The following is a 24,484-nucleotide window of genomic DNA, read 5'->3' as shown; positions in this document are numbered from 1 at the left end:
TTTACAAAACTTTTTTCAGAAAGGTGTTAAGACTGGAAAGATAACATTCAAGAACCTTCTCGCTGTGTTCTCTCAACCCAGTCTTATCCGTGTTCTCTTCTCTGCTCAGAAGCTCAAGCAGTCGCCTGTATAACTCCTCCTCATCCTTTACGCAAAAGCCAAGCCCTCTCTCTTCCAGAAAAGCTCTCAGGTCTTCCACCTTTTTAGTGTTAGGTCCGTAGAGCACTGGCTTTCCAAAGTAAGCGGGTTCAAGAAGGTTATGCCCGCCCACGGGAACAAATGTCCCCCCCACAAAGGCCACGTTTGCGTATCTATACAGGGAAAAGAGCTCTCCAAGGGTGTCAACCACCAGCACTTTCCATCCCTTTTCTTCTCTGCTTCTCAAGCACACACCCATTCCATCAAAGAGTTTCATCACTTCTCCAGCCCTGCTCACATGTCTGGGTGCTATGAGGAGCTTGAGGCTTTCAAAGTCCCTCAAAAGCCTTTCATAGGCTCTCTTTATAATAAGCTCCTCCCCGGAATGGGTGCTGCCTGCTACGAGAAGTTTTGAGCCTTTCACCTCCAGCTCTGAGGGTGGAGGTTCTTCAAGCACAAACTTCAGATTGCCACAGGAGTGGACATGTGCAGACCCGTAAGACCTGAACTTCTCAGAAGACCTCTCCTCCCTTGCCAGTATCAAGGAGAATCTTTTTGAAAACCATCTTTCAAGCACTCCACCCTTTGAATAGGCGTTCAACCATACCTTCGGGGCTCTGGTGGATAATATGAGGAAGGGCCACAGCTCCCTCTCCATTATGAGGATCGCCTCCGGGTCTATTTTTCTCTCAAACTTGCTTATGAGAAAGGGTATGTCTGGAGGAAGCCTGTAAAGCTCGTGGAAATAGCCTTTTCCTTTTTGAGACTCAAGATATTTTCTTGCCCTGAAGGAAAAGTATGTAAGGGTTATGTGATAATCCCTATATAGCCTTTTGAGAAGAGGCTTGGCAGTGTTGAACTCACCTACGCTTGCAACATGAAACCAGAGCCTACCTTTCCCTCTTTCCACTTATGAACTCTTCCACCATCTTCCTCGCCTGCCAGTCGGGATACTGCACTGGGGGGTGCTTCATGGTGTAGGCGCTTATTGAATAGAGGGGTCCACCTGTGCCTCTGTCCCTTGCCAGCTTACAGCACCTTATGGCGTCTATCATGGAGCCTGCGCTGTTTGGAGAATCCTCCACATCCAGCTTTAGTTCCACATACATGGGAACGTCCCCAAAGAGCCTCCCCTCAATGCGTATGTAGGCTATTTTTCTGTCCTTTAGCCATGGCACCCAGTCAGAGGGTCCTATGTGTATGCTGAAGGGGTCCATCTCGTAAGGTATGAGAGAGGAAACCGCATGTGTCTTCGAAACCTTTTTTGTCTTCAGCCTTTCCCTTTCAAGCATATTCAGAAAGTCCGTATTTCCTCCAAAGTTAAGCTGGTATGTTCTGTCAATCTTTACTCCCCTGTCAAGAAAGAGCTGGACAAGAGTCCTGTGAACTATAGTGGCGCCAACCTGAGACTTTATATCATCCCCAACCACCGGTATGCCCTCCGCCTCAAACCTCTCTGCCCACGAGGGGTCTGAAACTATGAAGGTGGGCATACCGTTTATAAAGGACACTCCTGCCCTCAGGCATGCTTCTGCATAGAACCTCGCTGCCTGTTCGGACCCCACCGGCACATAGTTTATGAGCATGTCCGCACCCGTTTCTTTGAGAACCCTTACCACATCTTCAAGCTCGTCTTCCCTTTCTTCAGATAGCACAAAGCTCCTTTCCGGAGGGTAGTTTGCCATATGGCCTGCATATCCGTCCAGCACCTTACCCTTTCTAACAATAACGCCAGTTCTGGGCACATCCTTTTCAAAGACCGCAGTGCAGTTTGGCTGAGAAAATATGGCTTCAGATAAATCCTTTCCAACCTTTCTGGCATCAATGTCCCATGCGGCAACCACTTCAATGTCCCAGGGCTTGTAGCCACCCACATCTTCAAACATGAGACCACTCACATCTTCTCTGTGCTTCGCATAGTAATAGATACCCTGAACAAGGCTACTGGCACAGTTTCCTACGCCGGCTATTGCCACTCTTATTTTTGACATTTTAACCTCCGCAAAGGCTTATAATATTATAGCAGGATGAAGGTTCTTATGGTCTTTTACTCAAGGCTACTCCAAGAAAGCGATCTGCTGCAGAAGGTAGCGGACAGGGTTAACACCCTCAAAAGGCTCATAGGTCCAGATAGCCTATATGCAGTGATAACTACGGAGATGAAGGACTTTATAGACAGGTTCCCCGACCTCGTATTCATAAGAAACGATAGGGGAACCTTCCTTTACGGACTTTACAAAGGTCTCAGGAAGCTAAGGGGAAACGATGTGCTTGTCCTTGACCCTTCTCACGTTATAAGCCTTGATAAACTAAGAGAGTTTATCAGCAAGAGGAGAAAGAATGTCCTCTACTCAACAGATGGGGAATGGAAAGGTCTGGCACTTCTCAGGCTCATAGACCTTGATTACTTTATAAGAACTCTGGAAGGCTTACTTGGAGAAGAGAAGGACCTCACCACTGTGATGGAAAAACTCAAGCAGGAATATGGTATAGAATATGAAACTCTTTAAGGAGGAAAGCGATGGATGAGATAATTGTTGGCAAGTATGTGGTGAAAACAGACAGGTATTACACCAAGGACCATGAGTGGGCACTTGTGAAGGGAAACAGGGCGTGGATAGGTATAACAGATTATGCTCAAAAGGAGCTTGGCGACGTGGTCTATGTGGACCTGCCTCAGGTAGGCGAATCCTACGAGAGTGGTGATACTATAGCCAATGTGGAATCGGTAAAGAGCGTATCACCCATATATGCACCTCTCTCTGGCACTGTGGTGGAAATAAATGAAGTATTAAACGATGAGCCTCATCTCATGAACGAATCACCCTACGAGGATGGATGGCTGGCTGTCATAGAGCTTTCTGACCCAATGGAGGTGGAGGACCTTATGCCCGCAGAGGATTACGCACAACTTCTCGTGGAGATAATAAAGGATGAAAAGGGAGAAACCGTAAAGCTAGGTCTGCCGGAGGAAGAAGAAGAAAGGTTTGAAGAATCCCTTGAAGCTCTGCCTGAGGAGGAGCTCGGCTACGAAGAAAGGGAAAGGTAGATGTATATTCCCCATTCAGAGGATGAGACGCAGAGAATACTCAGGCAACTTGGGCTTGAAAGACTTGAAGACCTCTTTTCACACATAGACGCATCCCTTCTCTCAAGGCCTGAGCTTCCGGAGCCGAGGAGTGAGGAGGATCTCAGGAGATATTTCAGAGACCTGAGCGGAAGGAATACATCCCTCATATCCTTTGCAGGCTTTGGAGCCTATGACAGGATAATACCCTCTGCCATATGGCAGATTCTGAGCAGGGGGGAGTTTCTCACCGCCTACACACCCTACCAGCCTGAGGCATCTCAGGGAACATTACAGGCTCTTTTTGAATACCAGACCCTTATATGTGAACTCACCGGCATGGAAGTTGCCAACGCCAGCATGTATGATGGAGCTTCCGCCCTTGCAGAGGCGGTTCTTATGGCAAGGGCTATAAGGGGCAGGGGGAAGAGGGTTGTGCTTTCTGAGGGTATAAACCCCCTCTACAGGGAAGTTGTAAAAACCTACCTGATAGGATACGAGGACGAGATAAGCCTGTGCCCCCTTACGGAGGAAGGCTATACGGATTCTGAGAGGCTGGAAAGTTTTCTCAGGGATGGCGAGGCTCATGCCCTTGTGGTGCAGTATCCAAATTTCATGGGCTATGTGGAGCCTCTTACGGTTCTTTCTGAAATGGCAAGGAGGTATGAAGTGCCACTTGTGGTGGTGGCGGACTCTGTTGCCCTCTCGATTCTCAGGTCTCCGGGAGAGTTGGGTGCGGACATAGTGGTGGGAGAGGGTCAGCAGATGGGAGTCCCCCTCAACTTTGGAGGACCCTACGCAGGCTTTTTTGCCACGAGGATGGAGTATTTGAGAAAAATGCCTGGAAGAATCGTGGGTATGGCCGAGGATGTGGAGGATAAAAAGGCTTTTACCCTCGTCCTCCAGACAAGGGAACAGCACATAAGGAGGGAAAGGGCAACCTCGAACATCTGCACAAACCAGAACCTGATAGCCCTCGCAAACCTCCTCTACATGGTTCTTCTGGGAAAGGAGGGGATGAGAGAGGTTGCAAAGCAGAGCCTTTCCAAGGCCCTATACCTGAAAAGAAGGCTTCTGGACCTGGGCTTTGAGGAGGTATACACTGGCAGGCATCTCTGGGAATTCCCCCTCAGACACAACAGAGCAAAAGAGCTTCACAGAAAATCCCTGAGAAATGGCTTTCTGGCAGGCGTGCCCCTTGAAAGGTTTGGCTATTCTAAGAGCCTTCTCTTTGCGGTTACAGAGAAGAGAACAAGAGAAGAAATGGACGGGCTTGTAGAGTCTATGAGAAACATCTAAGATTTCCTTAAATTTATCTGCATCTGTGGCTCTGGAGACGGTTTTGCAAAGAGAAAACCTTGCATGTAATCAACTCTTTCTACCAGAAAGTTAAATTCTCCTATGCTCTCCACACCCTCTGCCAGAACCTTTATGTGGTTTTGCCTGCACATGTTTACAAGGGCATCTACAACTCCCTTTCTCAAGCTGTCTCCGTTTACATTGTGAACTATATCTCTGTCAATCTTGATTATATCCGGTCGCAGATTTATAAGGTTGTTAAGACCAGAAAAGCCTGAACCAACATCATCAACTGCCACCTTGAAACCCATCTCTCTGTAGTAGTCCATTATATTTCTGAGATGTTTTATATCCCTGACTTGATGGCTTTCAACTACTTCAAAAACTATGTTTTCATGCCTGAGATTGTAAGTGTTAACAAGCCTTATGGTAGTTTGCAGACAGGTTTCTGGATTGTATATGCTGGTGGGCACGAAGTTTATAAATATGAGGGTTTCCCTCAATCCTCTTTCTGCAGATTTCTGTATGGCAATTTCCCTACAGGCCCTGTCAAGGTAAAAGAGGCTGTCTGTCTTTTCTGCACATTCAAAGAGATAAGCAGGTGATACCTGCGAACCCTTCTGGTTTATACCCCTTATAAGGCATTCAAAGCCAACCACAGATAGGTTGCTGTCCACTATGGGATGAAAATACACCATAAGCCTTTTTTCCCTTAGAATTTCCATGTATTCGTCGCAGGCTACCTGCGAAAGCCAGAAATTCAGATTTCTTGCATTTTTTACATGATAACTTCTGAACCTCTCCCCTGGAGAAAGAACCACAAGCCATATATCTTGGCTCTCAATCTCTGACAGCCCCTTTGCCTCATAAAACCTGTAAAAGAAGCTCTTTAGTCCTGAAACCTGTAAAGTTATTGAATCCTCTTCATCATAAAACTCATATGAGAGGTCCTCAAGCTGTTTCTTTAGTTTTTGCCTTAATAATTCACTCTCGGCTATGAAAACAAGTGTGGCAGGCTCTTCCCTCAGTCCCCCTATTGCATTGCACTTCCCGCATTCCTCGTGCATATCAGTTTCCTATTATCCATCACCAGCGGTATCCTGTCAATACACCAAAAAAGAGGCCAGTTCTGTCGTAGAAGTCTAGATTGGAGTTAACCTGTCTTTAAGCTACAAGAGATGTTATGTAAATCCTCTGGTGGAAAATATTGTTTCTTGTCAACGCTACAAGGGCGTAGTATCCTGTTTCCTTTCTCTTTTTGAGAAGAACTGGGTCCTGTTTCATGTATCTGTCCACTTCTACTCCCATGCCTGCATTGAAAAGATAGAAACCTGTCCTGTAAGAACCTGACAGACCCAGAGCATAGCCTGCGTAAGAGTTTGCCCTGCCCTTTGCCTCTGAATATCTGAGATTTACAGAGGGAGTCAGTCTCAGGCTTTTGCCAAAGCTGTAGGTGTATGAATAGCCTGTATCTATGAGAATTCTGTCTCTTCTCAGGTCTCTTTCTCTTTTACCTAACTGGTCATCCTCCACGTCAGAATATGTAGACTTCAGCGTGAGGCTTGAATTACCCTGAGAGAATCTTATGCCAGCCTCGTAATCACGCTGGTATGTCTTTTCTCGCGGGATGTTTACCAGATAGGGGTCTTTCCATACTCTTCTGAAGGGGTTGTAGCCAAAATAGAATTCTGTTGACTGGAATACAAAACCCTCTCTTTTCAGGCCCGCCTGAAGGGTGGGCGTTGCTCCTTCCGTGGTTGTCCTCAAGAAGTAGGTGTTTGCTCCGCTCCTGTAGGAGAGGTTAAGGTCAATCAGGGGGATGGCTCTGAGAAAGCTATCCTCCGGCTTTCCAAGATTTTTTATGATGCCTGTGGACCTAGTGGAGTTGTTGTCCTCTCCCCATATAAGAGCTCCACCTGCACCTATACGATTCTCCGCCATGGAAGCCGCAGGCAAGAGTAGCGTCAGCAAAGTCCTGTATGCACGCATGGCTCACACCTCCTGACTTTTTTCTGCAACTTCTTTTGTAAGACCATGTGACAGCAAATCCCTGATGTCCTCCCAGAAAAGATAGAGGACCGGCAGACTGCCAAGAAGAGCCCAGAAGGCTGCCAGAAGAAGGGTTGAACCAAAGGCATCCGACATGGCATAGAGGCTCTGGAGCTGGTAGAGCATTGCTTTTGCCCTTTCTTCAGCCTGATGGGAAAACTGGTATATAAAATCAGCTGCCTCCTTTATCTTCATCTGAAGCCAGTATGGGTTCTGAAGCTCTGTGCTCCTCTGAAGGTTTTCTGCGGCAAACCTCTGAAGGTCGTTGGTAGCAAGGGCTGTGCCAAAAGACCCACCCACAAATCTTATATAGTGCATAAGGCTCACTCCGAGGGTAGTCTTTTCCCCCAGTCTCTTCAGCGCCATCTGAGTCACAGGAGCAAAGAAAAAGCCCATACCTGCACCCATCGCCACAAGATAGAGCACCGCAGTGCTCCCCGGAGTAAAGTAGTTGAGCCTTGGCAGCAAAAGAAAGGCGACTGACAGATAAAGAACTGTTGCCACATACAGGGCAAACCTTGGTGATTTTTTATCGGAGATTATGCCCGCAACTGGAGAGAGAAAGCCTATGGTAAGGGCCATGGGAAGTATGGCAAGCCCCGCCTGAAGGGTTGTGTAGCCCTTGAGCTTTTCAAAATAAAGAGGTATAAGATAGAAGACCTGATACATGGAAAAGCCCAGCACAAAGCAGTAGACCCAGAAGGCGACCACAAACTCCTTTATCCTGAAGATGGAAGGGTCTATAAGCTTATTTCTGGATGTGAGTTCTGATAGCAGAAAGAGAAGGAAAGAAAAGAGAGAAAGAAGAGAAAGATGGAGTATAAAGTCGCTGGCAAACCAGCCCTCCTTCTGTCCCCTTGAGAGCACCACAAGCAGGCTCACAGTGGCAAGGGAGATGAGAAGGTAGGAGAGAAAATTGAGCCTTAGCCTGTGGATAGGTCTGTAGTCTTTGAGAAAGAAAAGGGCAAGGGTAAAGTTGAGTATGCCTATGGGAAGGTTTATGTAGAAAATCCATCTCCAGTCTATATGTTCTGTTATCCAGCCTCCAAGGGTAGGACCAAGAGCGGGAGCAAAGCTCACCCCGAGCCCATATATGCCCATGGCAAGACCCCTCTTCTCTGGGGCATAGGCGGAAAAAAGAAGGGCCTCCGCACTGACCACTATGAGGGATTCACCAAAACCCTGAACGGTCCTTGAAGCTATCATCCACTCAAGGGACTGAGCCTGACCGCAGAAAAAGGAGGCGGTGGTGAAGAGAAAAAGGCCCGCCAGAAACACCCTTTTGAGTCCCACCCTGCTTTCAAGCCACTCTACCAGCAAGATGGCGGTAGCTGCGGAGGTCATGTAGGAGGTTATCACCCACTGGACGCCATAGAGGTCTGTGCTCAGAGGTGCCATCATCTTTGGAACCACTATGTCCACTATGGTGGTATCCAGGATTGCCATAAAGACCCCTATCATCAGAGAGAGGGTCAGGACTGCACGCTCTGGGGGCGTTAGGGCTTCGTGAAAGGGCTTTTCTTCTCTCATTCTCTCCTTATCTCCACCCTTCCTCCCATGCCAACTCTGAGAAGGCTCATGTCTCCCTTTGTTATCTTAATCTTTACGGGTATCCTTTGCACCACCTTTGTGAACTCCCCGGCGGATATATCTCTTGGCACGAGGGCGAAGGTGGCGGCGGAGGCAGGGCTTATCTCTTCCACTACCCCTTCAAACACAACACCCTTATAGGCATCAAGCCTGATGTATGCCTTTGAGCCCTGCTTTATACCTCTGAGCTTTGTTTCCTCAAGGAGAGCCTCCGCAAAGAGTGAGCTGTCATCCACAAGGCTGAAAGCTGGCTGACCTGGTCTTACCATGTCCCCCACGCTTATGAACCTCTTTGCCACAACTCCATCCACAGGGGAGCGAAGCTCAGTCCTCTGCAGGTCAAGCTGAGCCTTCTGTATCTGTGCCCTTAAAGCCTTTATTTCCTCTTCAAGGGAGCTGACCTGTTTTTTGAGTTCCTGCACCCTAAGCCTGTCTAACTGAGCCCTTTCGAATTCTCCCTGAGCTTTTGAGTAGACCGCTCTGAGTTCTTTCAGATGGTCCTCAAGGGCTTTCTTTCTCATAAGAAGGCTTCTGTAAGAAGTGTCAGCCTGTTCAAACTTCTGCTTTGGTATCAGACCCTCTTTCAGTAGATTTTCCAGTCTGTCTCTGTCTCGCTTTGCCTGCTCAAGCTGAACATCCATCTCCTGTATCTGCTTCCTGAGGGCTTCCTCTCTGGCTTTTACTTCGCTGAGCGTGTCTTTTGAGATATCTACACCTATATTAATCTGACCCTGAGACCTATTTAGCTGAAGCTCAAGGGCTTCCTTCTGGGCAATCATGGAGGAGAGCCTGCCCTGAAGCACCTCAAGCTGCAGCCTGTAGTCTTCAGGTTCAAGCCTTGCAATAACTTCCCCCCTCTTCACTCTGTCTCCCATGTCCCTGTAGACCTCCACCACTCTTCCTCCCACTTCAAAGGCTACGTTGCTCATGTTTTCTGCCCTTATAAAAACCGCATCGGTTATGGCATATTCTATCCTGTGCTTTATCCACCTGTAGGAAAGAAAGCCAAAGACAAGGATTAACAGGATTACTATGACTGCACCCAGCTTCTTCATAACTCACCTACCTCTCTGAGCAGTTCAAAGTAGGCTTCAAGAAGCCTGTAGTAGGCTATGACTTTAGACCTTAGAGCCTGTGTCCTGCTTGCCTCCGCCTGAAGAAGGTCAGTGCCGCTTATTATCTGATTTCTGTATTGCTCCAGAGATAACCTGTAGTATTCCTCTGCAAAAGTGAGGGCCTCTTCTGCTACTTTCAGATTATCCTGTGCTGTCAGGAAGTTTTCATAGGCAGACCTTACCTTAAGGGCTATAGATTGCTGTAAGTCCCTGAGCTCTTCTCTTATGCCCTTTTCTTCCTCTACAAGGGCAAGGGCTCTGTAATAGGAGCTGAGAGACTGAAAGCTGATGCTCATGCCCGCACTGAGCACAAAGAACCCCTTTGGAGACAGGGTCGGGTTCTGGTCTGAGTAGTTGTAAACTCCCTCAAAGAAGACCCTAGGATGGAACTGAGATAACTCAATCCTTCTCTGACTTTTTGTCGCTTCGAGCCTCTGTGCGGTCAGTTTTGTGATGGGCCGTCTCTGCAATGCCCTCTGTATGAGCGATTCAGGGCTTTCCATCTCAGGCTTAATGTTTACTGGCTTTATGTCCTTCAGTCTGTCTTCTTCAATGCCTGTAAGCCTTGAGAGGTTTGCAATGGCCACACGGTAACTTCCCTCTGCCTGCCTGAGGTCCCTTTCCACCTCCGCAAGCCTGACCCTTGCCTGTAGCACGTCTGTTATGGCAACCAGGCCTTCTCTGAAAAATGCTTCCCTCTGCGTAAGGTCAGCATGCACCGCTTCCCTCTGCTTTTTGAGAACTTCCAGGAGCTCTGCAGAGGAGAGCACAGATAGATAGGCCCTTATCACCTCCAGCTTTACATCCAGCAGAGTTTCTGCGTAATCCTCCTCTGAGATTTTCAGCCTGCTCCTTGCTATGTCTACCCTTGAGGCTCTCAGCCCTCCATCATAGAGGAACTGCCTTACGCCCGCCTGCAGGTTCTGATAGCTTCTCTTTGAACTGCTGAATTCAAAGGGCTGGAAGCCCCAAAAAGCCGGCACGCTTATAGACTGCTTTTCAGACTGAAAAGAAAACCTGTATCCAGCAAAGAATTCGGGATAATAAAGCTGTGTCTCACCCTTCAGGTTCAGGCGTGCAGACTCCACCGCATACCTTTTTACAGATAGCCTGGGATTTTTTTCTACTGCAGAGCTGAGGAGTTCTTCAAGGCTCAGGGAAAAGGAAAATCCGCAGAAAGTGAGAAGAAGTAGCATTAGCCACATTTCAGCCCCCTGAATATGATTTCAAGGCCCTCCTCCGCCTCCTTCAAAACATCTTCCAGAGGAGTGTGGTCAAGGAGGAGCCCCTCCATGTATATAAGCCTTATGTAGCCTGCTATGAGATTAACAAGGGTTTTTACACTTCCGCACAGAAACTCACCTCTTTCGTAGCCCTTTTTTACCATCTGAGAGAGCAATTCTCTTATCTCCTGCAGGTGCATGCTGTGCAGCTTTCTGAATTCCTCCTTACTGCACATGAGCTCAAAGAAGAACACATAGGCTATATGCCTGTCCTCGTAGCATTCAAGGAGAAAGTCCCTTATGTGCCCCTTTATAGCCTCCTCTGCTGAAACATCCTTCTCCAGCCACCTTTTCATTATCTCCTTTGTCCTGTTAGCCATACTGTTTATGAGCTCCTCCATGAGCTGGTCCTTGCTCTTGAAGTAGAAGTAAAAGGCACCCTTTGAAAGGCCAGCATGTTTTACTATATCTTCCACTGTGGTGTGGTTATAACCCTTCTGGGAGAAAAGCTCTTTGGCAGACTGAATTATTCTCTCTCTTGCACTCATTTTGTAAGCCTTTCAAGCCTGGCTACTGCAGTGTTGTATAAATAGAGCAGAAAATAGTAGTTCTGTAGAGTGTTGTTGTAATTACTTATGACATCAAGCACTTCAAGCTGTGTGGCAACGCCAAAGCGGTATCTCTCCGTGGAAAGCCTCAAGCTTTCCCTCGCAGATTCAAGAGATAGCTCTACTGCCCCTATCTGAGCCATGAGAGAGTTTAAGTCCAGAAGAGTTTTGCTGAGCTCGGCTCTGAGCCTCTGTTCTGTATCCTTGAGATTTTCTGCCTGCTTGAGAAGGTCTATCCTTGCCTGAGCTATGCTTGACTCACGGGCAAAGCCGTCAAATATCCTGTAATTTAGCCTTGCACCCACAGTGTAACCATCCACCAGGCTATCCTTTCCCCCAATCCTTGCAGTGCTGCCCTGGTAGGTGGCAAAGAGGTCAAGGCTGGGGTAATACTGAGACCTCTGTAGATCAAGGGCTCTCTGGGCAACTTCAAGGCTTTTTCTGGCAACCTTTAGCGTGCTGTTGTTTTCAAGAAGTTTTTTGTGGTCTTCCCCATTCAGGGGCTGCATCTGTAGTTTTCCTTCCGGCTCTGGCTCTCCTTCAAACCTGAGAAAGGCTTTAAAGTCTTCAAGACTCTTTCTGTAATCTGCAGTTGCATTCTCCAGCTGTGCCCTCGCATTCTCCAGCTGAGCCTTTGCCCTCATGAGCTCCACCTTGGGAACCACCCCTGCCTGAAACTTGCCTTCTGTCTGCCTGTAGTTCTCTTCCCAGTATCTGAGATTTTCCTCAAGGAGCTTTACAACTTCCTTTTTGTAAAGAAGAGCATAAAAGAGCTGCTTTGTCTGAAACTCCACTTCCCTTTTGGTGTCTTCGTATATCAGGCTCTGGAGCTCTTTCTGTTCTTTTGCAAGGCTCAGACCCTCAAGGACTGCACGGTTAAATACTGTCTGGTCTACTTCAAGTATGTAGCTGTGTCTGTTTTTGGGGGTGAAGCCAAAGGCAAGGTCTCCGCCCAGCCTTGTATAGCTGTATGAGAAGCTTACCTGTGGAAGTATGCCAGCCCTGGCCTTTCTTATGTTTTCCTCCGCCTTCTGGAGGTCAAGAAGAGAGAGCCTCACTGAGGTGTTGTTCCTGACCGCAAAATCTATTGCCTGCTCAAGAGTAAGGGCGAGCGTCAACTTTATGCTTAGCAGAAAAATAAGAATAAACCTCATCTTACTTCCACCTTTACACCCTGCTGGAGCACGTAGGCATTTTCAAGAGCGATTCCCTCACCATCTCTGAGGTCACCCTTTACGTAAACTACACCCTGCCCCTGTTTTATCACCTCCACCTGCACGGGCTGTGCTATGCCATCCTGAATCCTCCAGACCACCTTTCTATTTCCCTGAACAACCACAGCCTGTTCTGGCACCGCAAAGCCCCTTTCAACGCCAAGCAGTAGCTTAGCCTCCCCATACATGCCTGGCTTGAGCTCACCTCTGGGGTTTTTGAGCCTTGCCTTTATGGTAAGAAGTCTGTTGGAATCTGCCGCTGGCGAGACAAAAAACACAATCCCCTCAAACTCTCCAAAAGGCTCCACTCTTATCCTTACCCTTGAGCCCTCACTTGCGTGAATCACATACTCCTGAGGAGTCTGAAACACAAACCTTATGGGGTCAAGGGTCACCAGCCTGAAAGTCTGGCTCTGGGGAGTTATGTAATCACCCACGTTTACAAACTTCTGGGCTATGTATCCAGAGAAAGGTGCGGTGAGTGTGGTTCTCTGAAGGCTGAGCCTTGCGTTGGATATCTGTGCCTGAAGGCTTCTTATGAATTCTTCCTGAGCCCTGAGTTGCGTCTGCACATTTTCATACTCTTCTCTGGCTATCAGCTCCCTCTCAAAGAGAAACCTTCTTCTCTCTGCAATGGCTCTCTGGTTTTCGTAGCTTGCCCTCGCCTGAGCCAGCTGCGCCTCAAACTGTCTTAGGGTATTTTCGTAGTCTGCAGGGTCTATTTTCAAGAGTGCCTGCCCGCTCCTTACGAAATCCCCCTCTTCCACAAAAAGGTTCAGAACCCTCCCGCTGACAAGGGGTCTGAGAATCACATCCTTTTCCCCTTCAAAGTAACCCTTTGTGCTGTATTCAATGGGGACATCTTCAGACTTTACCCTGTAAAGGCTGACCACAACCTTTCTTTCCTGAGTTTGCTGGTCTTGTGGCTTCTGAGCCTGCTTCTGGCATGAGAGGACAAAAGTTAGAGAAAAAGCTGTCAACACAGAGAGGAATTTCCTCATAGCACCTTACATTATAACATACTGACCGGTCGGTCGGTTGACAAACGTACGGGAAGGCATTTAATAGTAAATCATGGCGTATCTTGTGGTTATTGAAAAGGATAAACATGGTTTCTACGCCTACTGTCCAGATTTGCCCGGTTGTCAGACGCAGGGAGATACCTTTGAAGAGGTTATGAAAAACATAAGAGAAGCCATTGAGCTGTATATTGAAACTCTTACAGAGGAAGACTTAATGGACCTCAAGAGTAAGGAAGTCATTACCGCCTTTGTAGAACTATAATGCCAAGATTGCCGAGGCTTACGCCACAGGAAGCGTAAAGGCTGTTGCTGGAAAAGGGCTTTGAGTTGCTGAGAACAAAAGGAAGCCATCGCATCTATGGCAAGGGTAATTTGAGAATTGTAATTCCCTTTCATGCTGGCAAAACTCTGCATCCCAAGATAGTGAAAGAAATATTTAGAGTTATTGGGGAAAGTCCCTAACATACTGACCAGTCGGTCGGTTATAATATACCTGCCATGTATCGCTTTTTTATACACAGACCAGTCACTTCCTGGATGTTCATGATAGCCTTCATAATCCTGGGCCTATACTCTCTGAGGATAATCCCTCTTGACAGGCTTCCTGATGTGGACTTTCCCACAGTGAGTATAGTAACCACCTATCCCGGCGCCAACGCCTACGTGGTGGATGTGAATGTCACCAGAGAGATAGAAGACCAGATAGCCACCATAAGCGGTATTGAGACCATATCCTCCGCCAGCTTTGCAGGCACTTCAAGGATAACAATTACCTTCTCCCTCGAAAAGGACATAGATGTGGCGGCGCAGGAAGTCAGGGATGCGGTGCAGAGAGCCCTCAGAAGGCTTCCTGAGGGAGTTGACCCTCCTGTAGTTAGGAAGGTGGACACATCTCTTGCTCCTGTCTTTGTGACCTTACTTTACTCGAAAACCGCGGATTACCAAACCCTTGCCTACTGGGCGGATAAGGTGATAAAGAGGGAGTTTGAGAGGATAAACGGCGTGGGTCAGGTGGACCTGGGAGGTTTCAGAGACAATGTGCTCTGGGTAAGGGTTGAGCCGGAAAAGCTCTACTCAAGGGGGCTTGCGGTTCAGGATGTTATTGACGCGATGAGCAAAAATCACCTTGAAGCTCCGGCGGGAGCCATATACGGCAAAAATAGAGAATACATAATAAGGCTCTACGGAAAGGCTCAGGACCCGAAGGAGCTTGAGGGGGTCTACATAAGAAACGGTGTAAGGCTCAGGGACGTGGGCTTTGTGGAGTTTACAGAAGACGAAAGACGAGGAATGTCAAGGTTTATGGGAGAGCAAGCCGTTGCTCTTGTGGTCTACAAGCAATCCAAAACCAACACAGTTCAGGTAGTGGATGCGGTAAAGGCAAAGATGGAAGAGCTCAACCGTCAACTACCCCCTGGAATGAGGATGGATTACACCTTTGACTCTTCCATATTTGTAAAAGACAGCGTCAAAGCAGCCATAGAGGAAATCATAATAGGTAGCCTTCTGACTGCCCTTGTGGTCTACTTCTTCCTCGGAAGCGTCAGGCTCACCCTGGTGCCTGTTTTTGCCATACCCATAACCCTTCTGGGAACTGTCTTTTTCATATACCAGCTTGGCAACTCCCTCAACACCTTTACCCTTCTTGCCCTTGCGGTGGCGGTAGGTATTGTTATAGACGATGCCATAGTGGTGCTTGAAAGCATATACAGAAGGAGGCATGAGGAGGGGCTGGAGCCTATTGAAGCGGGAGAGAAAGGCACAAGGATTGTTGTATTTGCACTCCTCGCCTCCACCGCCTCTCTTGTGATAGTTTTCCTTCCCATAATATTCCTGAAAGGTGTTGTGGGCAAGCTTTTTGGCAGCTTTGCCCTGACCCTCGTGATAGCCATTGCCCTTTCATACCTTGTAGCGGTTAGCTTTACACCCATGGCAGTCTCAAGGCTTGTAGCTGGACCACCCTCCACAAACCCCTTTGTGAAGGCTTACGAGAGGTTTGAGGCCTTCTTTGACAGACTTCTGAGATGGGCTCTTGACCACAAGGCGATTGTTATAGCACTATCCCTTGTCAGTGTTTTTATTGGTTTTCAGCTCTTCAGGGCGACAAAGAAGGAGTTTTTCCCCATAGTGGACGAGGGCAGATTTCTCGTGAGGTTTGAAACGCCTGTGGGCTCTTCCTTTGAATACACAGAGAAGAAAACTCAGGAGATAGAAGCCATACTTCTGAAGAACCCATATGTAGACCGCTTTGGACTTGCCATGGGTCAGGGGGTGGCAGGAAGGCCCGATGTAAATGGAGGACTTGGCTTTGTTTACCTCAAAGAGGGTAAAAGACCCCATCAGGCAAAGATAATGGAAATGGTAAGAGAAGAACTCAGGAGGGTAAAGGATGTGAGGGTAAGCATAGAGCCTCCGGGTATAGTGGGACCTGGAGGTGGAAGGCAGGTGGACCTGCAGTATGCCATAAGAGGACCTTCCCTTGAGGAGCTTCAGACCATAGCCAGCAGGCTCACCTCAGAGTTCAGAAACAGGCCCGGCTACAGGGACGTGGACACAGACCTCAGGCTCAACGAGTCTCAAGTTCAGATAAGGGTAAACAGGGAAAAGTTGGGAGACCTGGGGGTGAATGTGGAGGACGTGGCAACAACTCTGAATGTGCTTTTTGGCAAGTTTCAGCTGGGCACCTATGAGCTCGGTGCGGAGAGCTACGACCTGTATGTGAAGGCTGTGCCCGAATTTGTGCAGAACGTGGAAAACCTCAGAAAGGTCTTTGTTAGAAACTTTAAGGGGGAACTTATCCCCCTCACAGAGCTTGTAGACATTCAGATTGCCACAGGCTACAAGGCAATAAACCGCTACAACAGACAGTATTCCCTTACCTTTTTCTCCAATCTCTCTCCAGAAAAGCCCCTTGCCAGTGCAGTGGTAGAGGTAGAAGAGTGGCTCAGAAACAACCTCCCACCGGGCTACACCTTTGAACCGGTGGGTCAGGCAAGGGAGTTTCAGAGAGCCTTTCAGGGGCTCGGCTTTGCCCTAATATTTGCCCTCGTGGGTGTATACATGGTGCTTGCCTCCCTCTTTGAGAGCTACAGGCATCCCTTTACAGTTCTTCTCATGGTTCCCCTTGCTGTGGCAGGAGCTTTTGGACTTCTTCTCTTAACGAACACATCTCTCAGCGTCCCTTCCTACTTTGGAATAATCCTGCTGGTAGGAATAATCGTGCGCGACGCGGTTCTCTTTATAGAGAGGATCATTCAGCTCAGGAAGGAAGGTATAGAGACCCGTCAGGCAATACTTCAGGCAAGAAGAGAAAGGCTCAGACCCATACTAATGACCACCTTTACCATCGTCTCAGCCCTCACACCAGTGGCTCTGGGACTGACTGCAGGTGCAGAACTGAGAAAGCCCCTTGCCTTAGCAGTCATAGGTGGCATATTTACAGGACTGCCCCTGAGCCTTTTCCTGCTTCCGGTGCTCTATGAACTCTTTGACAGAATTGGGCTGAGGAAGTATCATATTAGAAAATAAACTAAGGAGGTGTAAGCCATGCCAGTGTATGTGATGCTCACAACCCTTACAGATGAGGGTATGAAGACCCTCAAGCACAAGCCTGAGAGGATAAAGGAAGTGGATAAGGAGGTGCTGGAACGCTTTGGTGTGAAGGTGCTGGCTCAGTATGTGGTGATGGGTCCCTATGACTTTGTAAACATCCTTGAGGCTCCGGACAACGACACTATAGTGAAGATGGCTGTGGAGCTGGGTTCAAGGGGCACCATAAGGACGCTGACCATGCCCGCCCTTGATGTGGACCAGTTTATAAAGGACCTGAAAGAGCTTGGCTGATATATGCTGCCCTCCCTCAGAGCCTTTTTTGAAATAACCACAAGATACACAGACTTTAAGTGGGCAAAGACCAGAGATGACCTTATAAGCAGGGCTATGAAGGCTCTGAGGGCTTTCAGAGAGGGGAAAAATCCAGAGGAAATAAGGCACATACGGGAGCTAAGCTTTGAGATAGAGGACATCCTCCCCCTTCTTCATTCTTTTGTGAAGGAGCATCCAGAAGAGACAGAAAGGCTCATAAGCCTGCTAAGCATGTTCATAAAGTCGCCTGCACCCTGTAAAATAAGGCTCATAAACTTTGCGGAGGCACTGCTTGAAGATAGGAGAGTATCTGAAACAGAAAGGGTTTAGCGTTTCTTTTGAGTTCTTCCCTCCCAAAACTTCTGAGGGAGAGGAAGAGCTCTTTCAGACCATAAAGAGCCTTCAGCCTCTTAACCCTACCTTTGTTTCCGTCACTTACGGTGCGGGTGGAAGCACAAGAGACAGAACGCGCAGGGTGGTGGAAAGGATTCACAGGGAAACAGACCTGACTGTGATGGCACATCTTACCTGCATAGCACATACAAAAGAGGAGCTTTTGCAAATACTGGAAGAATACAGGCACATGGGCATAGAGAACATACTTGCCCTTAGAGGGGATGTGCCTGCAAACATGCCCGACTTCAGGCCCCCCGAGGGTGCCTGCAGGCATTCTGATGAACTTGTGAGGCTGATAAGGGAAAGTTTTGGCGCATGGTTTTCCATAGGCGTGGCCTCTTACCCTGAGGGACACCCCGAGTCTCCCAACATGGAGTGGGAGATAAGATACTTCAGGAAGAAGGTGGAGGCGGGTGCAGACTTTTCCATAACACAGATGTTTTTTGATAATTCCTTCTTCTATGAGTTTGTGGAGTTGTGCAGTAAAGAGGGCATAGATATTCCCATCATACCCGGTATAATGCCCATCACCAATTTCAGGCAGATTCAGAGGTTTGCCAGCATGTGCGGTGCCACCATACCCCAGAGCCTGGTGGAGAAGCTTGAACCCTATGCGGACAACCCGGAGGAAACCTTCAAGATAGGCGTGGAGTTTGCCACAGAGCAGTGTCTTGACCTCTTAGAGAACGGCGTTCAGGGACTGCACTTTTATACTCTGAACAAGTCAAGGGCTACACTGCTTGTATACGAAGGCATCAAGGGTGCTCTGAGGGCATGAGGGTCAGGGTTAGCTACAGGGGGCAGAGCCTTGAACTGGAGTTTGAAGGGGATAGGGTAAGGGTAAAGGACCTGCTGAGGTCTCTTGGGCTTTCAAGGGAATACGCCTTTGTGGTGAAGGGGGATGAGATTCTGGACGAAAGGGACTTCATAAAAGACGGGGAGAGCCTCAGGGTAATAAACGCTATATCGGGTGGATATATTTAAGAGAATGCGTAAATGTCAGAAGTGCGGTCAGAAGGCTGTTGTGTCCCTGCCACAGCACAGGCTCTCTCTTTGCAAAGAGCACTACATAGAGTGGTATCTCAGGAGGGTAGAGTCCACCGTAAGAGAGTTCAGCATGTTCCAGAGGGAGGACAGAGTTCTTGTGGCGGTCTCTGGTGGAAAGGACAGCCTGTCTCTGTGGGATGCACTGCACAGGCTTGGCTACAGAGCGGACGGGCTTTACATAGACCTTGGCATAGGCGAGTATTCTCAAAGGTCAAGGCAGGCGTGTGAGAAGTTTGCCCTTGAAAGAGGGCTTGAGCTTTCTGTGGTGGAACTGCGTCAGGAAATTGCTACAATACCTCAGATAAGTGAGGTGGAGTCCCGCCCTGCCTGCTCCTTCTGCGGACAGCTCAAAAGATACTACATGAACCGCTTTGCCAGGGAAAGGGGCTACAGGGTCATAGCCACCGGACATAACCTTGATGATGAAAGTGCTACGCTCTTTTCCAATGTGCTCAGCTGGAACATGGACTATCTTTCAAGGCAGTTTCCAGTTCTTCCAGAGGGCGATGGCTTTGTGAGAAAAGTAAAACCACTCTTTAAGTTTACTGAGAAGGAAAACGCCCTTTATGCCTTCCTCTCAGGGATTGAGTATGTGGAGGAGGAATGTCCCTTTGCAGAGGGGGCGAGCTCCATAGAACACAAGAAGATACTCTCGCAAGTAGAGGAGAATAGCCCCGGCACAAAGCTGAGGTTTTACATGGACTTTATAAGAAGGCTCCATCCTTTGCTTGAGTCTAAGGAAGTGAAGCTAAGACCATGCACTGTCTGTGGCGAGCCTACCACCGCAGAGGTGTGTTCTGTATGCAAGCTAAAAGAAAGGCTCACTTCAGAGCTTTTGTCATCCTCACCCAGTAGTTAAACCTGTCTTTTTCCTCAAACCCAAGATTCCTGTAAAAGTCCATTGCCCCTGTGTTTTCATCACCCACCCAGAGCTCTGCAATCTCAAGTCCTCTACTTTTGAAGTATTCCAGGGCCCTCTCCACAAGAGCCTTCCCTATGCCCTTTTTTCTGTATTCTGGAAGAATCACAAGCTCATGAATAGCACCCACCACCTTTCCTTCCCTCTTACTGAACCAGTTTCCGTCGCTTGCAATAAAACCAACAATCTTTCCATTTTCTTCCGCAAGCCATATGCCTGCCACATCTCTTCTGAAAAGCCAGTGAAGATATGCCTGCACATCATCGGGATGAGTATAGGAATATTCCTCAAGACCTCTGTAGCCCTGCAGATAGACATCCACCAGCTCTTTTATGTCTCCCTCCTCTGCCCTGCGAATCTTCATGGTCTTATTACCCTTGCACCCTCTGGAACTCGGACCCTAAAAAGGTTCTCCGAGGGCGTAAAGTTGGAAGACATACTCAGGAACTCTATTGTGGTAGTGGTTCCCTCCTTTTCTTCAACCCTTATGCTCCTTATATCACCCCTTGAGGAAACCTCTACCAGAACCCTGGAAAAATATTCATCCCTGACCTTTGGCTTGAGTATGAAAACTCTGCCCCTTGAACTTTCCATCTCACCAACCAGCTCAAACACCTCAGAGAGAGGTCTTGACACCAGAAAAAGGGCCTCCACAACTGGTGAGCTGTTTCTCTCAAGACGGTCAAGGAAGGCTGTTCTATCCCTCGGTGAATAGACCATTACCTGAAATCCATCGGACACTATGAGCGTGTTCTCCGGCTGTTCGTATTCTATCCTGAACCTTCCACCCCTCTGGGCATAAAAGGTTCCCTTTGATACGTCAGGCTTTGACTGCCATGGATACTGAACTCGCTGGACAAATACAACCTTCAGGCTCCTTATGTCTTCAAGCCTTTTCTGAAAGTCCTCAAAGGACTGGGCAAGGGCAGAGTATGCAAGCAGAAGAGTAAAAAGAATTAAGAGCCTCATAGTTTGTGAAACCTCCTTAAAAAGGATAGTATAACTTCATACCACATTATTACATGGTCCCAGCTTATGGCGTCGTAGACATCATAATGGGTGTGCCTTATGGTAAAGGGATAAGAGCTGAGATAGAGGGTTTGAATGCCAAGCTCCTTAAAGGGAATGTGGTCGCCATCCCTATCCTTTGCCTCACAGAAGTCTATGCTTACCCTCATATCCTGCAGGTGCTTGTAAAACATATGGTTTATTTTTTCTCCGTTATACCCTCCCCAGTCTCTGTAGAGGACGCAGGGGTTGTGCCATCCAACACCCTCAAGGTTTATACAGTAAAAAACGTGCTTGAGACCACCCCTTAAATGAAACTTCGCACCTTCCATACCAAGCTCTCTGGCATCTGTGATAAGAAACCTGAGCCTGTAGGGAACAGTGTAATTTTCCTTTAGCTCCTCGTAAAGGAAGAGCAGAAGAAGAAAGCCAACACCGTTGCCCACAGCCCCGTATATATCTACGGTGGTGTCCATGTGGGAGATGATGTAGATTATGGGTCCTCTTCCTATTTCCATGAGAAAATTTGTGCCCTCTACCACTCTTTCGCTTGACTTTACTCTGAGTAATACTTCAGAGTCCTCTATCTCTGGAACATCCTCACGCCTTATGCTCACCACGGGTATGTCCAGACCCACATAGCTTCCATAGGTGTATGCGTCTGCCTTATCCTCTGACCTGTAAGTTATCACCGCAACAGCCCCCTTTTCCTGAGCCTGAAGAGCCTTTTCCCGGGTTAAGTCCGGTATGAGGGCTATGTCACCTTCTATGTATTCCCTCTTTGCGTAGGATTCCCTATCAATAGACCTGCTGCCAATGTAAGCAACACCCCTTATCTTTCTGTCACCTATGCTGAGCCATGCCTCTTCGGGTATGAGCTTTTTTGTATGGAAAATCTCCTTCCTGTAGTTGCTGGAGGTGTAATCAAGGAAGGACTCTATCAGCCTGCGAACTCTTACGTTGCCATCTGTTCCTGTAAGTCTGTTGTGGTTTAGGGTCCTGTATGCAAACTCCTTGAAAAACTCCAGCCTTTCACTTTTCATAAACGGGTGTAAGCCAGCCAGAGTATCTTTCTATCATTCCCCTCACGGCACGAAAGTATATTTCCTGAAGTTCTTTTGTGATACTTCCCGTCTCTCCATTCCCCACCTTCCTGTTGTCCACCTCCACCACAGGAGTTATCTCAGCTGCAGTTCCTGTAAGGAAAATCTCATCAGCCACATACAGCTCGCTCCTTGATACAGGACGCTCTTCCACTTCAACCACAAGCTCATTTCTCAGAAGTCTTTTTACAGCAGACCTTGTTATGCCCTCAAGTATATGTTCTGAATAGGAGGGCGTTATAGCCCTTCCCTCTCTTATGAGGAATATGTTTTCTCCAGACCCCTCCGCCACAAAACCGTGCTGGTTCAGCATGAGAGCCTCATCGTAACCTGCCATGAGAGCCTCTGTTTTCGCCAGTGCGCTGTTTACATAGGCTCCCGCCACCTTCCATCTTGAAGGTATGGAGTTATCGTCGTTACGCCTCCAGGAGGAAACCTTTACTCTTATGCCCTTGGAAGTATCCAGATACCTTCCAAAATTGTAGGTGTATATGGCCACTTCAGGAGTGTAGTCTATGAGCTTTGGTGTGAGTTTCAGGTCTTTGAAGTATGCTATGGGTCTTATGTAAACATCCTCTCTTATCTGGTTCTTTCTGAGGAGCTCTACCGTTATGCTAACAAGGTCCTCCACGCTGTAGGGAAGCTCCATGAACATGGCCCTGCAGTTTTTTATGAGCCTCTGGTAATGTTCTCTGGCAAAGAGGATATACAGCTGCTCATGCTCTTCGTTCCAGTAGGCTCTAATACCCTCAAAGACGGCAGTGCCGTAGTGGAAGGAGTTGGTCTTTATGTTTATGTTTGCTTCTTCTATGGGGACGAAGTTCCCTTCAAAAAAGGCGTATTCCATGCCTATAGATTATATCAGAAAAGGCATTGAAGTTTATAAGGTTCAGGTTATATTTTTATTTCCTCTGGAGGAAGGTATGCAGAGGTTTATGCTGAAATCAAAGGTGCACAGAGCAAGAATAACGGGCGCAGAACTTCATTACGAAGGGAGTCTCTCCCTTGACCTTGCCCTGATGGAGGCGGCAGACCTTTTGCCCTTTGAAAAGATAGAGGTATACAACGTGAGCAACGGCGCACGCTTTTCCACCTATGTGATACCTGCCCCGAGGTATTCCGGTGAAGTCAGGCTCAACGGTGCAGCTGCAAGGCTGGGCGCTGTGGGCGACATAATCATCATAGCTTCATACGCAATTTTCAATGAACAGGAGCTAGAAAACTACAGCCCCTATCTGGTTTATGTAAACGAAAACAATCAGATAAAGGAAGTAAGGAGGGATATGGTTATTGAGGGTGTAGGAAGCACCTATGATTGGTAAGGTCTTCAGAATTTTCAGGGAAAAGGGAGGGGTGCTGAAAGCCCTTGACCTCTGGAACTGGTATGAAGCCCTTGAGCCGGGGGACCAGAAGAGGGTCAAGTATTATTTTTCCCTTAAAAGCATAAAGGATATGCGCTTCCCCTTCCGGGCAAAGCATTTTGACTCAGGAGAAGTGAGCAACCCTGGCTATACCAGGACAACGCTTCTTGGCACTCTTGCACAGACCGCCCTGCTTGAGGGGAAATACGAGGACGCAGAATGGCTTTATCTGAGAGCTCTTGAGCTCAGTCAGAATGCTTTTGAGAGGCATCTCATACTCAATGACCTGCTTATGCTCTCCCAGAAGCTAAAAGATTTTGAAAGGATGGAAAAATACGCCAGAATGGACCTTGAGCTCTTTGAAGACTACAAGGAGGAACTCAAAGAAAGGAACGGGGGAACACTCCCTCAGATAAACTCCTACGAGCTAATGGTCTACCTCCTGGAAAGAAAGGGAGACAGAACATCCGCCCTTGAACTTCTTGAGAGGCTTCACCAGGAGGGCGTTCCACACCCCTTCTATGAGGAGGTAAAGAAACGGCTTACAGCATGAAATATCACAGGCTGCTCAGAAAGGTGGTTCAGTTTCAGAGGAAGAAAAGGCTTATACCTGAAAACTCTTCCCTTCTTATTGCCTTCTCAGGAGGTGTGGACTCTGTTGCCCTCGCCCTGTGCATGCTCCGGCTATGGGACTTTTTCAGGCTGAAGAGGCTCGCCCTTGCCCACGTAAACCATCAGATAAGGGGGGAGGAAGCCTTCAGGGATGAGTCCTTCTGTCTGAACTTTGCCAGGAGTAAGGGAGTTGAAATCTTCGTAAGAAGGCTCAGGGTTGTGTCCCATGGAGAAAACCTTGAGGCAAGGGCAAGGGAGCTAAGATACAGAGCCCTTGAAGAGATAAGGCAGGAGGCTGGCTTTGACCTCATAGCCACCGCCCACCACCTTAACGACCTCCTAGAGACCATGCTCCTGTGGCTTGTGCGTGGTGCAGGAAGGGAGGGGCTCCTTGGCTTTGAAGAAAAAGAGGGAAGAGTAATAAGACCCCTCTACCTTGCCACAAGGGAGGAAATAGAGGATTTTGTAAAATCAGAGGGAGAGACATGGGTAGAGGACTCCACCAACTACGACCTGAGCTACGCGAGAAATCTAATAAGGCACAGAGTTGTCCCAGAGCTGAAAAAGATAAACCCCAGGCTTGAGGAGAGCTTTCTCAGGCTCAGAGAAATACTGAAGGAAGAGGAGGATGTTCTTCAGAAACTTACACAGGAAGCCATAGAGAGTGTTATAAAAGATGGCGATATGGACAGAAGGGCATTTTTAAAGCTACCCCATGCTATAAGGAGAAGACTCATATACAGGCTCTACGGTATAAAAAGCATGAAAGGTGTGGAAAGCTTTATAAACAGTGTAAAAAGGGGCATGCCCTTGAAAAGCCCAGAGGCATGATTAATATTAAATCTTTAA

Annotated in this window: 28 protein-coding genes; 14 read left to right on the top strand and 14 right to left on the bottom strand. The window is 47.9% G+C overall.

The window, feature by feature from the left end:
* Position 1: 1 nt before the first annotated feature.
* Together ACKRDP_RS03020 and ACKRDP_RS03015 are read right to left on the bottom strand one after the other, a co-directional pair.
* Entirely contained in the window at positions 2-1,048 is a 1,047-nt protein-coding gene (locus ACKRDP_RS03020; RefSeq protein WP_409153280.1) for a 3-deoxy-D-manno-octulosonic acid transferase, read from the bottom strand.
* Positions 1,029-2,129 carry an inositol-3-phosphate synthase gene (locus ACKRDP_RS03015; protein WP_409153279.1) on the bottom strand — a complete coding sequence of 367 codons (1,101 nt, stop codon included), beginning with the start codon at positions 2,127-2,129 and terminating at the stop codon, positions 1,029-1,031. The genes ACKRDP_RS03020 and ACKRDP_RS03015 overlap by 20 nt, the downstream gene beginning before the upstream one ends.
* Before the next feature lie 36 nt (positions 2,130-2,165).
* Here ACKRDP_RS03015 and ACKRDP_RS03010 point away from each other — a divergent pair, with 36 nt between their 5' ends.
* Genes ACKRDP_RS03010 through gcvPA form a run of 3 tightly spaced genes read left to right on the top strand, consistent with a single transcriptional unit; the run spans position 2,166 to position 4,504 of the window.
* Positions 2,166-2,648, top strand: a complete 483-nt coding sequence (locus ACKRDP_RS03010) for a hypothetical protein (protein ID WP_409153278.1) — start codon at positions 2,166-2,168, stop codon at positions 2,646-2,648.
* Positions 2,649-2,659: 11 nt separating this feature from the next.
* Positions 2,660-3,187 carry a glycine cleavage system protein GcvH gene (gene gcvH, locus ACKRDP_RS03005; protein WP_409153277.1) on the top strand — a complete coding sequence of 176 codons (528 nt, stop codon included), beginning with the start codon at positions 2,660-2,662 and terminating at the stop codon, positions 3,185-3,187.
* Positions 3,188-4,504 carry an aminomethyl-transferring glycine dehydrogenase subunit GcvPA gene (gcvPA, locus tag ACKRDP_RS03000; protein WP_409153276.1) on the top strand — a complete coding sequence of 439 codons (1,317 nt, stop codon included), beginning with the start codon at positions 3,188-3,190 and terminating at the stop codon, positions 4,502-4,504.
* Here the strand turns inward: gcvPA and ACKRDP_RS02995 are convergent.
* From ACKRDP_RS02995 to ACKRDP_RS02960, 8 genes are all read right to left on the bottom strand, one after another.
* Positions 4,501-5,571 carry an EAL domain-containing protein gene (locus ACKRDP_RS02995; RefSeq protein WP_409153275.1) on the bottom strand — a complete coding sequence of 357 codons (1,071 nt, stop codon included), beginning with the start codon at positions 5,569-5,571 and terminating at the stop codon, positions 4,501-4,503. The two genes, gcvPA and ACKRDP_RS02995, sit on opposite strands and share 4 nt — an antisense overlap.
* Positions 5,572-5,668: 97 nt before the next feature.
* A complete protein-coding gene (locus ACKRDP_RS02990; protein ID WP_409153274.1) occupies positions 5,669-6,493 on the bottom strand; it encodes a DUF2860 family protein in 825 nt (274 codons plus the stop codon).
* 3 nt (positions 6,494-6,496) lie between these two features.
* Positions 6,497-8,083 (bottom strand): DHA2 family efflux MFS transporter permease subunit, encoded by a 1,587-nt coding sequence (locus ACKRDP_RS02985; protein WP_409153273.1) that lies wholly within the window; start codon positions 8,081-8,083, stop codon positions 6,497-6,499.
* Positions 8,080-9,198: an HlyD family efflux transporter periplasmic adaptor subunit gene (locus ACKRDP_RS02980; RefSeq protein ID WP_409153272.1), complete on the bottom strand. Its 1,119-nt coding sequence runs from the start codon at positions 9,196-9,198 to the stop codon at positions 8,080-8,082. Before ACKRDP_RS02980 ends, ACKRDP_RS02985 begins: the two co-directional genes overlap by 4 nt.
* Positions 9,195-10,454, bottom strand: coding sequence for a TolC family protein (locus ACKRDP_RS02975; RefSeq protein WP_409153271.1), 1,260 nt, complete (start codon positions 10,452-10,454; stop codon positions 9,195-9,197). Before ACKRDP_RS02975 ends, ACKRDP_RS02980 begins: the two co-directional genes overlap by 4 nt.
* Positions 10,454-11,029 carry a TetR/AcrR family transcriptional regulator gene (locus tag ACKRDP_RS02970; RefSeq protein ID WP_409153270.1) on the bottom strand — a complete coding sequence of 192 codons (576 nt, stop codon included), beginning with the start codon at positions 11,027-11,029 and terminating at the stop codon, positions 10,454-10,456. The genes ACKRDP_RS02975 and ACKRDP_RS02970 overlap by 1 nt, the downstream gene beginning before the upstream one ends.
* The gene (locus ACKRDP_RS02965) at positions 11,026-12,243 is read right to left on the bottom strand and encodes a TolC family protein (protein WP_409153269.1); all 1,218 of its coding nucleotides are present in this window, start codon (positions 12,241-12,243) and stop codon (positions 11,026-11,028) included. Before ACKRDP_RS02965 ends, ACKRDP_RS02970 begins: the two co-directional genes overlap by 4 nt.
* A complete protein-coding gene (locus ACKRDP_RS02960; RefSeq protein WP_409153268.1) occupies positions 12,240-13,304 on the bottom strand; it encodes an efflux RND transporter periplasmic adaptor subunit in 1,065 nt (354 codons plus the stop codon). Before ACKRDP_RS02960 ends, ACKRDP_RS02965 begins: the two co-directional genes overlap by 4 nt.
* Positions 13,305-13,377: 73 nt before the next feature.
* Between ACKRDP_RS02960 and ACKRDP_RS02955 the strand changes: the two genes are divergently transcribed.
* The 8 genes from ACKRDP_RS02955 to ACKRDP_RS02920 are packed head-to-tail and all read left to right on the top strand — an operon-like array spanning position 13,378 to position 19,491.
* The gene (locus tag ACKRDP_RS02955; RefSeq protein ID WP_409153267.1) at positions 13,378-13,587 is read left to right on the top strand and encodes a type II toxin-antitoxin system HicB family antitoxin; all 210 of its coding nucleotides are present in this window, start codon (positions 13,378-13,380) and stop codon (positions 13,585-13,587) included.
* 44 nt (positions 13,588-13,631) lie between these two features.
* Entirely contained in the window at positions 13,632-13,787 is a 156-nt protein-coding gene (locus ACKRDP_RS02950; protein WP_409153266.1) for a type II toxin-antitoxin system HicA family toxin, read from the top strand.
* A 36-nt stretch (positions 13,788-13,823) separates the two neighbouring features.
* Positions 13,824-16,853, top strand: coding sequence for an efflux RND transporter permease subunit (locus ACKRDP_RS02945; protein WP_409153265.1), 3,030 nt, complete (start codon positions 13,824-13,826; stop codon positions 16,851-16,853).
* An 18-nt stretch (positions 16,854-16,871) separates the two neighbouring features.
* Complete coding sequence (locus tag ACKRDP_RS02940; RefSeq protein WP_409153264.1) at positions 16,872-17,168, top strand: GYD domain-containing protein; 297 nt, start codon at positions 16,872-16,874, stop codon at positions 17,166-17,168.
* A 3-nt stretch (positions 17,169-17,171) separates the two neighbouring features.
* Positions 17,172-17,519: a hypothetical protein gene (locus ACKRDP_RS02935; protein ID WP_409153263.1), complete on the top strand. Its 348-nt coding sequence runs from the start codon at positions 17,172-17,174 to the stop codon at positions 17,517-17,519.
* A complete protein-coding gene (gene metF, locus ACKRDP_RS02930; RefSeq protein WP_409153262.1) occupies positions 17,482-18,363 on the top strand; it encodes a methylenetetrahydrofolate reductase [NAD(P)H] in 882 nt (293 codons plus the stop codon). The genes ACKRDP_RS02935 and metF overlap by 38 nt, the downstream gene beginning before the upstream one ends.
* On the top strand, positions 18,360-18,569 hold the full coding sequence (locus ACKRDP_RS02925) for a MoaD/ThiS family protein (protein WP_409153261.1): 210 nt from the start codon (positions 18,360-18,362) through the stop codon (positions 18,567-18,569). Before metF ends, ACKRDP_RS02925 begins: the two co-directional genes overlap by 4 nt.
* A 4-nt stretch (positions 18,570-18,573) precedes the next feature.
* Complete coding sequence (locus ACKRDP_RS02920; RefSeq protein ID WP_409153260.1) at positions 18,574-19,491, top strand: TIGR00269 family protein; 918 nt, start codon at positions 18,574-18,576, stop codon at positions 19,489-19,491.
* On the opposite strand, the gene ACKRDP_RS02915 is transcribed toward ACKRDP_RS02920, so the two are convergent.
* Genes ACKRDP_RS02915 through ilvE form a run of 4 tightly spaced genes read right to left on the bottom strand, consistent with a single transcriptional unit; the run spans position 19,454 to position 22,509 of the window.
* Entirely contained in the window at positions 19,454-19,915 is a 462-nt protein-coding gene (locus ACKRDP_RS02915) for a GNAT family N-acetyltransferase (protein WP_409153259.1), read from the bottom strand. The genes ACKRDP_RS02920 and ACKRDP_RS02915 overlap by 38 nt on opposite strands.
* Complete coding sequence (locus ACKRDP_RS02910) at positions 19,912-20,520, bottom strand: LolA family protein (RefSeq protein WP_409153258.1); 609 nt, start codon at positions 20,518-20,520, stop codon at positions 19,912-19,914. The genes ACKRDP_RS02915 and ACKRDP_RS02910 overlap by 4 nt, the downstream gene beginning before the upstream one ends.
* Positions 20,517-21,602: a M28 family peptidase gene (locus ACKRDP_RS02905; RefSeq protein ID WP_409153257.1), complete on the bottom strand. Its 1,086-nt coding sequence runs from the start codon at positions 21,600-21,602 to the stop codon at positions 20,517-20,519. The genes ACKRDP_RS02910 and ACKRDP_RS02905 overlap by 4 nt, the downstream gene beginning before the upstream one ends.
* Positions 21,592-22,509 carry a branched-chain-amino-acid transaminase gene (gene ilvE, locus ACKRDP_RS02900; RefSeq protein ID WP_409153256.1) on the bottom strand — a complete coding sequence of 306 codons (918 nt, stop codon included), beginning with the start codon at positions 22,507-22,509 and terminating at the stop codon, positions 21,592-21,594. The genes ACKRDP_RS02905 and ilvE overlap by 11 nt, the downstream gene beginning before the upstream one ends.
* Positions 22,510-22,585: 76 nt before the next feature.
* Here ilvE and panD point away from each other — a divergent pair, with 76 nt between their 5' ends.
* The 3 genes from panD to tilS are packed head-to-tail and all read left to right on the top strand — an operon-like array spanning position 22,586 to position 24,466.
* The gene (panD, locus tag ACKRDP_RS02895) at positions 22,586-22,984 is read left to right on the top strand and encodes an aspartate 1-decarboxylase (RefSeq protein WP_409153255.1); all 399 of its coding nucleotides are present in this window, start codon (positions 22,586-22,588) and stop codon (positions 22,982-22,984) included.
* The gene (locus ACKRDP_RS02890) at positions 22,974-23,576 is read left to right on the top strand and encodes a hypothetical protein (RefSeq protein ID WP_409153254.1); all 603 of its coding nucleotides are present in this window, start codon (positions 22,974-22,976) and stop codon (positions 23,574-23,576) included. The genes panD and ACKRDP_RS02890 overlap by 11 nt, the downstream gene beginning before the upstream one ends.
* A complete protein-coding gene (gene tilS / locus ACKRDP_RS02885; protein ID WP_409153253.1) occupies positions 23,573-24,466 on the top strand; it encodes a tRNA lysidine(34) synthetase TilS in 894 nt (297 codons plus the stop codon). Before ACKRDP_RS02890 ends, tilS begins: the two co-directional genes overlap by 4 nt.
* Positions 24,467-24,484 lie beyond the last annotated feature (18 nt).

Source organism: Pampinifervens navoyensis (assembly GCF_046159715.1).
In the GTDB taxonomy this organism is placed as follows: domain Bacteria; phylum Aquificota; class Aquificia; order Aquificales; family Aquificaceae; genus Pampinifervens.
The sequence above is the reverse complement of the archived record's forward strand: the minus strand, read 5'-3'. Positions and strand labels throughout refer to the sequence as shown.

What these genes read in the sequence shown, in the direction of transcription:
- ACKRDP_RS02915 (WP_409153259.1), bottom strand. Translation starts at nt 19,915, where the DNA reads ATGAAGATTCGCAGGGCAGAGGAGGGAGACATAAAAGAGCTGGTGGAT.
- ACKRDP_RS02995 (WP_409153275.1), bottom strand. Translation starts at nt 5,571, where the DNA reads ATGCACGAGGAATGCGGGAAGTGCAATGCAATAGGGGGACTGAGGGAA.
- ACKRDP_RS02920 (WP_409153260.1), top strand. Translation starts at nt 18,574, where the DNA reads ATGCGTAAATGTCAGAAGTGCGGTCAGAAGGCTGTTGTGTCCCTGCCA.
- ACKRDP_RS03010 (WP_409153278.1), top strand. Translation starts at nt 2,166, where the DNA reads ATGAAGGTTCTTATGGTCTTTTACTCAAGGCTACTCCAAGAAAGCGAT.
- ACKRDP_RS02980 (WP_409153272.1), bottom strand. Translation starts at nt 9,198, where the DNA reads ATGAAGAAGCTGGGTGCAGTCATAGTAATCCTGTTAATCCTTGTCTTT.
- gcvH (WP_409153277.1), top strand. Translation starts at nt 2,660, where the DNA reads ATGGATGAGATAATTGTTGGCAAGTATGTGGTGAAAACAGACAGGTAT.
- ACKRDP_RS02990 (WP_409153274.1), bottom strand. Translation starts at nt 6,493, where the DNA reads ATGCGTGCATACAGGACTTTGCTGACGCTACTCTTGCCTGCGGCTTCC.
- tilS (WP_409153253.1), top strand. Translation starts at nt 23,573, where the DNA reads ATGAAATATCACAGGCTGCTCAGAAAGGTGGTTCAGTTTCAGAGGAAG.
- ACKRDP_RS02970 (WP_409153270.1), bottom strand. Translation starts at nt 11,029, where the DNA reads ATGAGTGCAAGAGAGAGAATAATTCAGTCTGCCAAAGAGCTTTTCTCC.
- ACKRDP_RS02890 (WP_409153254.1), top strand. Translation starts at nt 22,974, where the DNA reads ATGATTGGTAAGGTCTTCAGAATTTTCAGGGAAAAGGGAGGGGTGCTG.
- ACKRDP_RS02935 (WP_409153263.1), top strand. Translation starts at nt 17,172, where the DNA reads ATGCTGCCCTCCCTCAGAGCCTTTTTTGAAATAACCACAAGATACACA.
- gcvPA (WP_409153276.1), top strand. Translation starts at nt 3,188, where the DNA reads ATGTATATTCCCCATTCAGAGGATGAGACGCAGAGAATACTCAGGCAA.
- ACKRDP_RS02905 (WP_409153257.1), bottom strand. Translation starts at nt 21,602, where the DNA reads ATGAAAAGTGAAAGGCTGGAGTTTTTCAAGGAGTTTGCATACAGGACC.
- ilvE (WP_409153256.1), bottom strand. Translation starts at nt 22,509, where the DNA reads ATGGAATACGCCTTTTTTGAAGGGAACTTCGTCCCCATAGAAGAAGCA.
- ACKRDP_RS02945 (WP_409153265.1), top strand. Translation starts at nt 13,824, where the DNA reads ATGTATCGCTTTTTTATACACAGACCAGTCACTTCCTGGATGTTCATG.
- ACKRDP_RS02985 (WP_409153273.1), bottom strand. Translation starts at nt 8,083, where the DNA reads ATGAGAGAAGAAAAGCCCTTTCACGAAGCCCTAACGCCCCCAGAGCGT.
- ACKRDP_RS02965 (WP_409153269.1), bottom strand. Translation starts at nt 12,243, where the DNA reads ATGAGGTTTATTCTTATTTTTCTGCTAAGCATAAAGTTGACGCTCGCC.
- ACKRDP_RS03015 (WP_409153279.1), bottom strand. Translation starts at nt 2,129, where the DNA reads ATGTCAAAAATAAGAGTGGCAATAGCCGGCGTAGGAAACTGTGCCAGT.
- ACKRDP_RS02960 (WP_409153268.1), bottom strand. Translation starts at nt 13,304, where the DNA reads ATGAGGAAATTCCTCTCTGTGTTGACAGCTTTTTCTCTAACTTTTGTC.
- ACKRDP_RS02975 (WP_409153271.1), bottom strand. Translation starts at nt 10,454, where the DNA reads ATGCTACTTCTTCTCACTTTCTGCGGATTTTCCTTTTCCCTGAGCCTT.
- ACKRDP_RS02925 (WP_409153261.1), top strand. Translation starts at nt 18,360, where the DNA reads ATGAGGGTCAGGGTTAGCTACAGGGGGCAGAGCCTTGAACTGGAGTTT.
- ACKRDP_RS02910 (WP_409153258.1), bottom strand. Translation starts at nt 20,520, where the DNA reads ATGAGGCTCTTAATTCTTTTTACTCTTCTGCTTGCATACTCTGCCCTT.
- ACKRDP_RS02955 (WP_409153267.1), top strand. Translation starts at nt 13,378, where the DNA reads ATGGCGTATCTTGTGGTTATTGAAAAGGATAAACATGGTTTCTACGCC.
- panD (WP_409153255.1), top strand. Translation starts at nt 22,586, where the DNA reads ATGCAGAGGTTTATGCTGAAATCAAAGGTGCACAGAGCAAGAATAACG.
- ACKRDP_RS02940 (WP_409153264.1), top strand. Translation starts at nt 16,872, where the DNA reads ATGCCAGTGTATGTGATGCTCACAACCCTTACAGATGAGGGTATGAAG.